Here is an 11,816-nt window from a genome sequence, read left to right on the forward strand (position 1 = left end):
GGCGATCCACACGGCGCTCGCGCGCCAGCCGAGCCCGGCGGCCATCGCGCCGAGCACCGGGAAGAACAGCAGCTGACCGGCGGACGTGGCGGCCCCGAAGAGGCCCGTGACGAAGCCGCGCCGTGCGACGAACCAGCGGTTGGCGATCGTGGCGCCGAGGACGCTCCCGACGATGCCGGTGCCGAGTCCGCTCAGCAGGCCCCAGAAGAGGTTCAGGCCGAGTTCCGTGGTGACGCGCGAGCTCAGGACGAAGCTCAGGGCGATCAGGGCGAGACCCGCGCCGACCACGCGGCGCGGACCGAAGCGGTCCATCAGCAGGCCGCTGACGGGCCCGCCGAGGCCGAACATCAGCAGGCCGAGCGACACCGCGAACGACAGCGTGGCGCGGTCCATGCCGAGGTCGTGCTGCATGGGAAGCAGGAACACGCCGGGCGCGCTGCGCGCGCCCGCCGCGAGGAGCAGCACGACGGCCGTGACGGCCACTACCACCCAGCCGTAGAACACCCTGGTCTTCATGTCCTTCATCATCCTCTCCTGCGGGGCGTGAGGAAAGCCACGCACGCACCTTCGAGGGTCCTCTGTCCTCTAGGGGCGGTGAAGGCGGGGCCGCGCGCGTCGGCTTATGGTGGGGGCACGCAACCCGCGAGCGCGAACTCGCGTATTCCATGCACGGGAGGAACCACCATGACGATCCTGGACCGGCTTTCGAGGCTGCTGCGCGCCAACGTGAACGACATGATCTCCAAGGCGGAGGACCCGCAGAAGATCATCGAGCAGGCGCTGCGCGACATGCGCGACGCGTACCAGCAGGCCCGCGCGGAGGTCGCCGACGCGATGGCGCAGTCCGCGAAGCTCGAACGCGAGACGAACACCAACCGCAAGCTCGCCGACGAGTACGGCAGCAAGGCCGCCGAGGCGCTGCGCGGCGGCAGCGAGGACCTCGCGCGCGAGGCGCTGCGCCGCAAGAAGAACCACGAGGACCTCGCGACGGGCTTCCAGGACCAGTTCCAGCGTCAGCAGGCCACCGTGGACGAGCTCAAGACGCAGCTGCGCGCGCTCGAGGCGAAGATCGACGAGATGGAGGCGAAGAAGGAGCTGCTGCAGGCGCGCGCCCAGACGGCGCGGGCCAGTCAGACGCTGGAGCGCGTCAGCGGCTTCGACAAGAGCGGCAGCGCCATGGACGCCTTCGAGGAGATGGAGCGCAAGGTCGCGCAGCAGGAGGACCGCGCCCAGGCGATGGGGCAGCTGCGCGAGGAGGGCGACCTCGACGCGCAGCTGCGCAACCTCGGCCGCGACCGCGAGATCGACGACGAGCTCGCGAAGCTCAAGGCCTCCATGGGCATGGGCGGCACGGACACGAAGCAGGGCTGAACGTTCCCGGCACGTGCGCGGACCCCGGCCTACGCCGGGGTCTAGTTCGTCGGGCTTACCCCCCGGTCAGGGACGTCCGGTATTCTGCGGTCCGGACGCGCGCGGGCGCGCGGCAATGCCGCGAAACCCGACAGTCGCCGCCTCCACCCTTGACTATGCTGAACACCGTGACTTCCTCTGGCCGCCGCGCGGCGCGCGCCCGTCTTCCCCTCCTCCTCGTGCCGTTCGTGCTCGCGCTGGGCGCCTGCGCGCCGCGCGCCACGGACCCGGGACGCGCGGTCGCCACGACCGACGTGTCCGCCGTGACGTACTACCCCTCCCAGACGGGCCTGTCGTGGTCCTACCTGCCCGAGGGCGCGGCGCTCGACTCGTCCGCGTACAGCCTCACCGTGCAGGGCGCGACGCTCTTCGGCGATCAGGCCGCCGTGGCGTTCCGCTTCGTGGGGCGCGGCGCGGACCAGACGTCGTACCGCCAGTTCCGCCCGGACGGGCAGTACCTGCTGGGCTTCACGAAGCCCGGCGTGGTGGTGAGCCTCACGCCGGGTTGGCGGGAGTACCCGCAGCCCGACAGCCTCAAGGCGGGCCTGCAGTGGAGCGGCGAGTCGTCGCTGCAGGTCGTGCAGGACGGCAAGGTCGTGCAGTCGGGCGTGGTGCGCTACCGTTACACGGTGCTGGAGCAGCGGCCCGTGGTCCTGACGGGCGGCGAGCGCCTGAACGTGTGGGTCATCAACCGCCAGATCGACGGGGAGAGCGGCGGGGTCTTCCCGGCCGCCTCCCAGGAACTGTGGTTCGCACCTTATCTCGGGGAGGTCCGCACGCCCGAGGGGCTGCTGCAGGTGGCGCGGAGCTACCGGCGGTGAGGCGCGCGATCACGTCATCTCGCTCCACCGGAGGTCTTTGAATGCTGGAGAACATCAACACACCCGAGGACCTCAAGCGCGTCGCGCGCGAGGACCTGCCGCAGGTGGCGCAGGACCTGCGCGACGAGATCATCCGCGTGTGCTCGCTCGGCGGGGGGCACCTCGCGAGCAGCCTCGGCGCGGTGGAGATCATCGTGGCGCTCCACTACGTCCTGAACAGCCCGCGCGACCGCATCCTGTTCGACGTGGGGCATCAGGCGTACGCGCACAAGATGCTGACGGGCCGCCGCGACCTCATGCCCACCATCAAGAAGGAGGGCGGCCTGTCGGGCTTCACGAAGGTGAGCGAGTCGGAGCACGACGCGATCACGGTGGGGCACGCCAGCACGAGTCTCGCGAACGCGCTCGGCATGGCGTACGCGCGTGACGCGCTGGGGCAGGACTACCGCGTGGCGGCCGTCATCGGGGACGGCGCGCTCACGGGCGGCATGGCGCTCGCGGCGCTCAACACGATCGGTGACAGCGGCAAGAAGATGCTGATCGTCCTGAACGACAACGAGATGAGCATCAGCGAGAACGTCGGCGCGATGAACAAGTTCATGCGGACGCTGCAGGTGCAGAAGTGGTTCCAGGAATCCGAGTCGGCGGGCAAGAAGACGGTGGGGGCGCTCAGCAAGCCCCTGGCGGACATGCTGTCGCGCGCCAAGGACAGCGCCCGGCACTTCTTCGATCCGGCGAGCGTGAATCCCTTCGCGGCGATGGGCGTGCGTTACGTGGGTCCCGTGGACGGCCACGACGTCCGCGAGCTGGTCTACCTGATGGAGAAGCTCGTGGAGCTCGACGGGCCCACCATCCTGCACGTCGTCACGAAGAAGGGCAAGGGCCTCGACTACGCCGAGGCGGACCCCATCAAGTGGCACGGGCCGGGCAAGTTCGATCCCGCGACGGGTGACGCGCCGAAGAGCAGCGCGTACTCGTGGTCGGCGGCCTTCGGGGACGCCGCGACGGAACTCGCGAAGCAGGACCCGCGCGTGTTCGTCATCACGCCCGCGATGCGGGAGGGCTCGGGCCTCGTGAAGTACAGTCAGGTCCACCCGACGCGCTACCTCGACGTGGGCATCGCGGAGGACGTGGCGGTCACGGCGGGCGCGGGCATGGCGCTCCAGGGGCTCAAGCCCATCGTGGCGATCTACTCGACGTTCCTGCAGCGCGGCTACGATCAGGTGGTGCACGACGTGGCCATCGAGGACCTCCCGGTGATCTTCGCGGTGGACCGCGGCGGCGTGGTCGGCGCGGACGGCGCGACGCACAACGGCGTGTTCGACCTGTCGTTCCTGAGGAGCATCCCGAACGTGAGCGTGGCGCTCCCGCGTGACGCGCGCGAACTGCGCGGCATGCTGAAGGCCGCGATGAAGCGGGGCGGGCCCGTCGCGATCCGCTACCCGCGCGGCAACACCGAGCGCGTGCCGGAAGGCACCTGGCCGGACATGGAGTGGGGCACCTGGGAGCGCGTGCGTGACGGTGACGACGTGGTGATCCTCGCGGGCGGCAAGGCGCTGGAGTACGCCGAGAGCGCGGCGCGGGACCTGCCGGGCGTGGGCGTCGTGAACGCGCGCTTCGTCAAACCCCTCGACCTGGCCATGCTGCGTGACGTGGCCGGGAAGGCGCGGGCGATCGTGACGGTGGAGGACAACACCCGCGTGGGCGGCTTCGGCTCGGCGGTCCTGGAGGCCCTCGCGGACCTGGGCGTGCGGACGCCCGTGCGGGTGCTGGGCATCCCGGACGAGTTCCAGGAGCACGCGTCCGTGGAGCGGGTGCACGCGCGGAGCGGCATCGACGCGCAGGCGATCCGGACGGTGCTGGCGGAGCTCGGCGTGGACGTGCCCATCGAGGTCTGAGAGGCGTCGCCCGCATCAGGGAGAGGAGGCCGCGGCGGTTGCCGCGGCCTCCTCTTTCGGGATGGGTTCGGATCAGGGGGTCGGCGCGGCGACGATGGTGATGCGTCCGGCGGGCGTGTTGGTGAGGGTCGCGGCGTTGGCCTTGAGGTAGGTGACGAGCGCCTCCACGTCCGCGAGGCTGGTGTTGACGACGTTCGTGCCTTCCTTGAGGACGACGAAGTTGTCGCCGCCGCCCGCGAGGAAGCTGTTGAGCGCCACACGGTACTTGGTGGTGGGAACGATGGCCGCTCCGTCCAGCTTCATGTCGGACACGCGCGAGCCTTCGGCGGCGCCGAGGTTGAGCGTGTACGTGAAGCCCGCCGAGACCTGGAGGAGCTTCACGTTGGTGCCGCTGTTCGGGCCCGCGGTCTGCTGTTCGAGCAGGGTCTTGATCTGGGCGCCGGTGAGGTCCATGACGCTCATGGTGTTCCCGAAGGGCTGCACGGCGAACACGTCCCCGAAGGTGATTGTGTTGGTGGCGTTGGTCGTGCCGGGCAGGTCAGCGCGGATGCCGCCGGGATTCATGAACGCGATGACGGCGCCCTGCGACTTCATCGCGGCGAGCTGCGAGTCGGCGATGACGTCACCGAGCGCGGATTCGGTGGTGCGGGTCGCGCCGCGCTTGATCTGCGGCACGGCGAGGTTCGTGACGAAGGTGTTCTTGACGGCGTCCGTCTTGGCCTTGGCTTCCGTGACGAGGGCCGTCATGTTCGCGTCGAGGGTGCCGGCGGCCTTGCGGGCGTCGTAGTTCACGACGAGGTTCGCGGCCTTGGCTTCGAGGACGCGGTGGTTGGCCTTGTCCACCTTGAGGTCGAGGCGCTGGAGCAGGTGGCCGTAGAACTCGCCCTGGATGACGATGCGGTCCTTGCCGGTCGGGTCGGGCACGAGGCAGTTGTAGCCCTGGTGGGTGTGGCCGCTGATGATGGCGGTGACGGCCGGGTCGATCCGCCGGGCGATGGGATAGATGGCCGATTCCGTGTTCAGCGTCTTGCAACCCACGGTGGCGTAGTTGTCGGTGTTGCTGGGGTCCTTGACAAGTTCGCCGCCCTCGTGGATCAGCACGACGATCGCGTCGACCTTCATGCCCTTGAGCACGGGGACGTACTTGTTGATGCTGTCGGCCTCGTCGAGGAAGTTGAGGTCCGCGACGCCGGCGGGCGTGACGATGCCGGGCGTGGTCTTGGTGACGGCGCCGATGAAGCCGATCTTCGCGCCGTCCGGGGTCGTCTCGACGTACCAGGGCGTGAAGGGGTTCTGACCGTTCGCCTTGTACTCGACGTTCGCGCCGAGCCACTTGAAGGTGGCGCCCTTGTACTCCGGGTCGAACTTGCAGGCCTTGGTGGGGTCGTTGCTCTCGCAACCGCCGTTCTGCATGCGCAGCAGTTCGGTGAGGCCCTGGTCGAACTCGTGGTTGCCGAGCGCGCTGGCCTTCATGCCGAGCTTGTTGAGCGCGATGACGCTGGGTTCGTCGCGCAGCAGGCTGGAGGTGACGGGGCTCGCGCCGATGAGGTCGCCGCCGCCGACGAAGATGGTGTTCTTGTTCGTGGCGCGGACGTCGGCGAGTTCACCGCCGATGGCCTCCACGCCGCCCGCCTTGATGGCCGTGGTCGTACCGGCGGGCGTGAAGGCGGTCGCTTCGAGGTTGCCGTGGTAGTCGTTGAGGCCGAGGACCGTCACGTCGACGGGAGCGGCGGGAAGTTCACCGTTCTGGGAGCAGGCGAGGAGGGTGACGCTGAGTCCGAGGCCGAGCAGGCTGATTCGCTTTTTCATATGTCCTCCAAGAGGTTAGATCATCGTTTCTTCATCGGGGTGTTCTCCCGGGGACGACGGCCGTCATCGTGCCTTGTGAGTTTCTTTATCAGGCCCGGGGTCAGCCGCGGAACTCACCGAAGACCTGCCGGGCGATCACCATCTGCTGGACCTCGCTGGTGCCCTCGTAGATCTCGGTGACCTTCGCGTCGCGGTAGAGGCGCTCGACGGGGTACTCGCGGCTGTAGCCGTTGCCGCCGAACACCTGGATGGCGTCGCGCGTGACCTCCACGGCCGCGTCCGACGCGAGGAGCTTGGCGATGCTGGCCTCCTTGCTGTAGCGCCGACCCTGATCCTTGAGCCACGCGGCCTTGAGCGCCACGAGCCGCGCCGCCTCGATGCGGGCGGCCATGTTCGCGATCTTGAAGCTGACGGCCTGGTGCTCCGCGATGGGCCGCCCGAACTGCTCGCGCTCCAGCGCGTAGCGCGCGGCGTGCTCGTACGCGGCGCGGGCGATGCCGAGCGCCTGCATGGCGATGCCGACGCGGCCCGCGTCGAGGCTGGAGAGCGCCACGACGAGCCCCTCGCCCTCGGCGCCGACGCGCTGCGCGTCGGGCACGCGGACGCCGTCGAATCCCACGGTGGTGGTGTGCGCGGCGTGCAGGCCCATCTTCTCCTCGGGCTTCCCGAAGCTCAGGCCGGGCGTGCCGTTCTCCACGACGAAGCAGGTGACGCCGCGCGCGCCGGGCCCGCCCGTGCGGGCCATCACGAGGTACGTGTCGGCCTGACCGCCGGACGTGATCCACGCCTTCTGGCCCGTGAGGACCCAGTCGTCGCCGTCGCGTTCGGCGCGCATGCGGAGGCTGGCCGCGTCGGAGCCCGCGTGGCTCTCGGTGAGGCAGAACGCGCCGATCCTCTGGCCGCTCGCGAGGGGCCGCAGGAAGCGCGCCTTCTGCTCGTCGGTGCCGTAGCGCAGCAGCATCTGTTCCGGCAGGCCGTTCTGGACGCTGACGATCACGGCGACGGACGCGTCGGCGGCGGCGATCTCCTCCAGGCACAGGGCGTAGGTGACGCTGTCGAGGCCCGCGCCGCCCCACTGCTCGGGGATGGTCGCGCCGAGCAGGCCGAGCTCGCCGAGGCCCCTGAGCTGCGCGCGCGGGAACTCGCCGGTGCGGTCGTGCTGCGCGGCGAGCGGCGCGATCTCGGCGCGGCAGTAGTCGCGGACGTGCTGCACGATCATGCGCTGCTCGTCGGTGAGGTCGAAGCTCACGCCGGTCGCGTGGGCGGAATCGAGGACGTCGGTCATGCGCCCATGCTAGCGAACGAACGCCCGTTGGATGGTGGGGCGGACCCAGAAGGAGGATGCCGCACCGGGACAAACCACACCCTCGGGCCCCACGCGGCGCACTAGACTGGGCGCGATGATCGAGAAGGTGTATCTGGCCAAGCCGCGCGGCTTCTGCGCGGGCGTCGTCATGGCGATCCAGGCGGTGGAGAAGGCCGCGCGGGGCGAGGAGCGGCCCGTGACGGTGTACCACAGCATCGTCCACAACCACACCGTCGTGGAGCGCCTCCAGGAGGGGCACGGCGTGCACTTCGTGGAGAGCCTCGACGACGTGGACCGCCTGCCCGGCGGCGGCGACACCGTGATCTTCAGCGCGCACGGCGTGAGTCCCGTGGTGCGGGAACGCGCCCGCGCGCTGGGCCTGTCCACCATCGACGCGACCTGCCCGCTCGTCACGAAGGTGCACACGGAGGCGCGCAAGTACGCCCGCGAGGGCTACACCATCCTGCTGATCGGGGACAGCGCCTCGCATCAGGAGGTCATCGGGACGCGCGGCGAGGCGCCCGAGCACACCATCGTGGTGGGCGTGCTCGGCAAGCGGGGCGAGGGCCTCGCGGACCCGCACACGGTGGAGGTGCCCGATCCGTCACGGCTGGTGGTGCTCACGCAGACGACCCTCAGCGTGGACGACACGCGCCGCACCGTGGACGTGCTGCGCGCCCGCTTCCCGGGGCTGGTGGTGCCGCCCAGCGAGGACCTGTGCTACGCCACGAAGAACCGGCAGGACGCCGTGAAGGCCATCGCGGGAAACGTGGACGCGTTCCTGGTGCTGACCAGCACGCATTCGAGCAACGGCATGCGCCTGCTGGAGCTCGCGCGCGCGGCGTGCGGGCGGGCCGAGCGGCTCGAAACTGACGCCGACCTGGAAGCGCTGGACCTGTCGGGCGTGCGGTCGGTGGGCATCACGAGCGCGGCGAGCACCCCGGACGACCTCGTACAGAACCTCGTGGCGCGTCTGCGGGCGCTCAATTCCGCGCTGGAGGTCGTCGAGGAGGGCGAGTGGGAGAACATCGAGTTCCGCGAGCCCCGCAAGGTCGCGCCCGACGCGCCCCTGCCTCGCGTGATGCGCTAGCACGTCCCCGCGTGGCGTGGTACCGCTCATGCGGTACCACGCCACGCTCGTTTCATGTACGCTTTATCCAAACCGTGAGCAGAGCATGAGAAGTGTTGGGAGCGTGTGCCCGTCACCCCTGCTCATGTCGAGGGAGCCCACATGAACGAGTACCTGCACGTCCTGCGCAACTACGCCACCTTCACGGGCCGCGCCCGCCGCCGCGAATTCTGGATGTTCACCCTCGTCCAGACAGTCATCTCCGTGGTGTTCGGTATCCTCTTCGGGATCACCGGAGGGCTCAACGAGGACCTCACCATCAGCCCCGCGTTCGGCCTCTTCTCGGTCGTCTTCGCGCTGTACGCGCTCGCGACCTTCGTGCCCACCCTCGCCGTGACCGTCCGACGTCTCCACGACACGGGCAAGAGCGGCTGGTTCTATCTCATCACCTTCGTCCCAGCCGTCGGTTCGCTCATCGTCCTGATCTTCACGATCATGGACAGCGAGCCCGGCACGAACAAGTGGGGTCCCAGCCCCAAGCCCGGCCTGGCACGCGCCTGACCCGACCCACTCCCCGCACGGCCCGACGCTTCACGGCTCGGGCCGTGCGCTTTTGCCCCACGCATGAGCAGAAGATGAGGAAATGGAGGTGGAACGCGCGGGACCGCGTGAGCGAAAGGAGTCCCTTGAACGACTATCTTCATGTCCTGCGGAACTACGGCACCGTGACCGGCCGCGCCCGGCGGCGCGAATACTGGATGTTCTACCTCGTGCACGCGGTCGTGATCTTCCTCCTCTCCGTGCTCGACGAACTCCTCGGCACCCGGGTCGGTTCCGGCGCACGGACGGAGCTCGGCCTGATCGCCGGTCTCTACCTCGTCGTCACGCTCGCGCCCTACGTTGCCGTCTCAGTGAGGCGTCTCCACGACGGAGGCAGGAGCGGCTGGTGGCTGCTCGTCTCACTCGTTCCCCTGGTCGGGCCGATCGTCCTGCTGATCTTCCTGATCCAGGATGGCGAGCCCGGCGCGAACACGTGGGGCCCCAGCCCGAAGGCCGCACCCGCACGCGCCGCCCGCTAGGCCATTCGACCGACCCCACGCGCGCGTCCCCGCGGGGTAGGCTCGGGCATGCCCGACCAGAACGAAGCGGGGACGGCGCCCGCCGCGCCCACGCCCGCGCCCAGCGACCGCCGCAGCGTCACCCGGCACACCGTCACCATCGACGGGCAGACCGTCCCGTACACCGTCACGACCGGCACCATCGTCCTGCGCGAGGAGCGGCACGACAAGGACGGCAAGGCCGAGGGCGAGAAGGCCCGCGCCGAGATCTTCTACGTCGCCTACACCCGCGACGACGTGGAGGACCGCGCCGCGCGCCCCCTCACCTTCTCCTTCAACGGCGGCCCCGGCAGCAGCAGCGTGTGGCTGCACCTCGGCGCGCTCGGCCCGCGCCGCGTCGTGATGGGCGACGCCGGGAACCTCCTGCCGCCCCCCTACGGCCTCACCGAGAACGAGCACAGCCTGCTCGACGTCACGGACCTCGTGTTCGTCGATCCCGTCGGGACGGGCTTCAGCCGGGGCGTGACGGGCGAGAAGACGAAGGACTTCCTGGGCTTCAGGGGCGACGTCGAGTCGGTGGGGGACTTCATCCGCCTGTTCGTCACCCGCGAGGCGCGCTGGCTCAGCCCGAAGTTCCTGGTGGGCGAGTCGTACGGCACCCTGCGCTCCGCCGCGCTCTCCGGCTACCTGCAGGACCGCCACGGCCTCTTCCTCAACGGCCTGATGCTGGTGTCCAGCATCCTCGACTTCCAGACGGTCCACGAGACGCCCGGCAACGACCTCCCGTACCTGCTGCACCTCCCCACCTACACCGCGACCGCGTGGTACCACGGGAAGCTCGACGGGGGGCAGTCGCGGCCGCTGGCCGAGTGGCTGCGCGAGTCGGAGGCCTTCGCGTCCGGGCCGTACCTCGCGGCGCTCTTCCGGGGCGCCGCGCTTCAGGGCGAGGAGCGCGCGGAGGTGCGGCGTCAGCTCGCGCGGCTCACCGGCCTCTCCGAGGACTTCGTGGAGCGCTGCGACCTGCGTCCCGAGCTGGGCCGCTTCTGCAAGGAGCTGCGCCGCGACGAGGGCCTCACGGTGGGCCGCCTCGACAGCCGCTTCACCGGCATCGACCGCGACCGCGCGGGCGAACGCTACGAGTACGACCCCAGCTACGCCGCCATCCAGGGGCCCTACACGGCCGCCATGAACCAGTACGTCCGCGCGGACCTCGGCTTCGAGCTCGACGTGCCCTACGAGATCCTCAACTTCAAGGTGTTCCCGCAGTGGAGCTACGCGGAGTTCGAGAACCGCTTCGTGGAGGTCGCGGAGACGCTCCGCAAGGCCATGACCGGCAACCCGCACCTGCGGGTGATCGTCGCGAGCGGCTACTACGACTTCGCCACGCCGTACTACGCGAGCGAGTACACCTTCTCGCATCTCGGGCTCGACGAGCGCCTGCGCGGCAACCTCAGCACCACGTACTACGAGGCGGGCCACATGATGTACGTCCACGAGGAGAGCCTCGCGCGGCTCAAGGCGGACCTCGCGGCGTTCGTCCGGGGCACGGTGGCCTGAGCGGGCCGGTGGTGGGCGCCCCTCAGCGGGCGCCCACCGCCTTGACGTACCCGCCGCGCACGAGGTCGGCGAGCAGCGGTTCGAGGTCCTGCAGGGGCGCGTCGGTCCGCAGGGCATGCTCGGCGGGCGTGAGGCCCTCCGAGATGGCCCGCACGAGGTTCTGCGCGGGCCCGCCGAAGGTCGCGCGGAACTGCTGGTGGACCGTCGTGATGGGGTTGAGCGCGTCGCGTCCACGCAGCGTGAGGGCGTAGTTCTGATGCGCCCAGCCCGCGAGGCTCTTGGGCAGGATGAGCGTCTGGGGCCTGAGCGGCGCCGGGAAGGCGCCCTCGGTGGGCAGCGTGACGGGCATCGTCGCGATGACCTGACCGCGCGCGTAGAACGTGGCGCCGCCGGGTCCCGCGTGCAGGCCCGTGAAGTCCTCCGTGAGGTCGAACTTCCACGCGCGGCTGCCCACGCCGCTGAGGGCGTGCGCGACGTCCTGATCGAGCGTGCACGCGCTCAGCGGGCCGCCCGCGAGGAAGAGGCTGAGCATGTCGCCGAGGGCGAGCTCGCCGGTGTTGCTCGCGGACGCGGCGGCGACGACGCGGCCCTCGTACACGAGGACGTGCACGTGCTGCTCGTGCATCGCGACGTGCAGGTAGCCGTACCACGAGGAGGCGTGCAGGTGCCGCAGGAAGGCGTGCAGGTCGCAGAAGTCCGCGCACAGCCCCCAGTACTCGGGTCGGGCGCGCGGCAGGAAGCGCGCGAGGAACGCGCCGTGATCCGGGAAGCGCGGCTGGAGTTCGGTGAGGGCGGTCACGTGGGCTCTCCCCCGCTCACGGGGCGCAGGTCCTCGCGGTAGCGGCGGGCGAGCTCGGCGTAGCGCGCGGCGTTGCCGGGCGGGTCCAC

At 70.0% G+C, this 11,816-nt stretch carries 11 protein-coding genes; 7 read left to right on the forward strand and 4 right to left on the reverse strand.

What is annotated here, in order from left to right; translation table 11 throughout:
- Positions 1 to 516 (reverse strand): MFS transporter (locus DEIPI_RS27345; protein WP_157463390.1); only part of this gene is annotated, 516 nt, incomplete at its 3' end.
- Positions 517 to 684: 168 nt separating this feature from the next.
- Here DEIPI_RS27345 and DEIPI_RS0100480 point away from each other — a divergent pair.
- The 3 genes from DEIPI_RS0100480 to dxs all read left to right on the forward strand — a co-directional run bounded on the left by DEIPI_RS0100480 (position 685) and on the right by dxs (position 4,129).
- On the forward strand, positions 685 to 1,371 hold the full coding sequence (locus DEIPI_RS0100480) for a PspA/IM30 family protein (protein WP_027480484.1): 687 nt from the start codon (positions 685 to 687) through the stop codon (positions 1,369 to 1,371).
- Between the two features lie 167 nt (positions 1,372 to 1,538).
- Positions 1,539 to 2,231, forward strand: a complete 693-nt coding sequence (locus DEIPI_RS0100485; RefSeq protein WP_027480485.1) for a hypothetical protein — start codon at positions 1,539 to 1,541, stop codon at positions 2,229 to 2,231.
- Between the two features lie 41 nt (positions 2,232 to 2,272).
- A complete protein-coding gene (gene dxs, locus DEIPI_RS0100490; protein ID WP_027480486.1) occupies positions 2,273 to 4,129 on the forward strand; it encodes a 1-deoxy-D-xylulose-5-phosphate synthase in 1,857 nt (618 codons plus the stop codon).
- Positions 4,130 to 4,201: 72 nt separating this feature from the next.
- Here dxs and DEIPI_RS0100495 read toward each other — a convergent pair whose 3' ends face one another.
- The gene (locus tag DEIPI_RS0100495) at positions 4,202 to 5,938 is read right to left on the reverse strand and encodes a bifunctional metallophosphatase/5'-nucleotidase (protein ID WP_027480487.1); all 1,737 of its coding nucleotides are present in this window, start codon (positions 5,936 to 5,938) and stop codon (positions 4,202 to 4,204) included.
- A gap of 100 nt (positions 5,939 to 6,038) precedes the next feature.
- A complete protein-coding gene (locus DEIPI_RS0100500; protein ID WP_027480488.1) occupies positions 6,039 to 7,223 on the reverse strand; it encodes an acyl-CoA dehydrogenase family protein in 1,185 nt (394 codons plus the stop codon).
- 115 nt (positions 7,224 to 7,338) lie between these two features.
- Here DEIPI_RS0100500 and ispH point away from each other — a divergent pair, with 115 nt between their 5' ends.
- From ispH to DEIPI_RS0100520, 4 genes are all read left to right on the forward strand, one after another.
- Complete coding sequence (ispH, locus tag DEIPI_RS0100505; protein WP_027480489.1) at positions 7,339 to 8,334, forward strand: 4-hydroxy-3-methylbut-2-enyl diphosphate reductase; 996 nt, start codon at positions 7,339 to 7,341, stop codon at positions 8,332 to 8,334.
- A 141-nt stretch (positions 8,335 to 8,475) separates the two neighbouring features.
- The gene (locus tag DEIPI_RS0100510; RefSeq protein ID WP_027480490.1) at positions 8,476 to 8,874 is read left to right on the forward strand and encodes a DUF805 domain-containing protein; all 399 of its coding nucleotides are present in this window, start codon (positions 8,476 to 8,478) and stop codon (positions 8,872 to 8,874) included.
- Between the two features lie 125 nt (positions 8,875 to 8,999).
- The gene (locus DEIPI_RS0100515; protein ID WP_027480491.1) at positions 9,000 to 9,392 is read left to right on the forward strand and encodes a DUF805 domain-containing protein; all 393 of its coding nucleotides are present in this window, start codon (positions 9,000 to 9,002) and stop codon (positions 9,390 to 9,392) included.
- Positions 9,393 to 9,440: 48 nt separating this feature from the next.
- On the forward strand, positions 9,441 to 10,928 hold the full coding sequence (locus tag DEIPI_RS0100520) for a S10 family peptidase (protein ID WP_027480492.1): 1,488 nt from the start codon (positions 9,441 to 9,443) through the stop codon (positions 10,926 to 10,928).
- A 22-nt stretch (positions 10,929 to 10,950) separates the two neighbouring features.
- On the opposite strand, the gene DEIPI_RS0100525 is transcribed toward DEIPI_RS0100520, so the two are convergent.
- Positions 10,951 to 11,727: a hypothetical protein gene (locus DEIPI_RS0100525; RefSeq protein WP_027480493.1), complete on the reverse strand. Its 777-nt coding sequence runs from the start codon at positions 11,725 to 11,727 to the stop codon at positions 10,951 to 10,953.
- Positions 11,728 to 11,816 lie beyond the last annotated feature (89 nt).

The organism is Deinococcus pimensis DSM 21231, assembly GCF_000519345.1.
In the GTDB taxonomy this organism is placed as follows: domain Bacteria; phylum Deinococcota; class Deinococci; order Deinococcales; family Deinococcaceae; genus Deinococcus_A; species Deinococcus_A pimensis.

Excerpts from the sequence above, each read along its gene's own strand:
- DEIPI_RS0100520 (WP_027480492.1), top strand. The coding sequence starts at position 9,441 with ATGCCCGACCAGAACGAAGCGGGGACGGCGCCCGCCGCGCCCACGCCC.
- DEIPI_RS0100495 (WP_027480487.1), bottom strand. The coding sequence starts at position 5,938 with ATGAAAAAGCGAATCAGCCTGCTCGGCCTCGGACTCAGCGTCACCCTC.
- dxs (WP_027480486.1), top strand. The coding sequence starts at position 2,273 with ATGCTGGAGAACATCAACACACCCGAGGACCTCAAGCGCGTCGCGCGC.
- ispH (WP_027480489.1), top strand. The coding sequence starts at position 7,339 with ATGATCGAGAAGGTGTATCTGGCCAAGCCGCGCGGCTTCTGCGCGGGC.
- DEIPI_RS0100480 (WP_027480484.1), top strand. The coding sequence starts at position 685 with ATGACGATCCTGGACCGGCTTTCGAGGCTGCTGCGCGCCAACGTGAAC.
- DEIPI_RS0100510 (WP_027480490.1), top strand. The coding sequence starts at position 8,476 with ATGAACGAGTACCTGCACGTCCTGCGCAACTACGCCACCTTCACGGGC.
- DEIPI_RS0100500 (WP_027480488.1), bottom strand. The coding sequence starts at position 7,223 with ATGACCGACGTCCTCGATTCCGCCCACGCGACCGGCGTGAGCTTCGAC.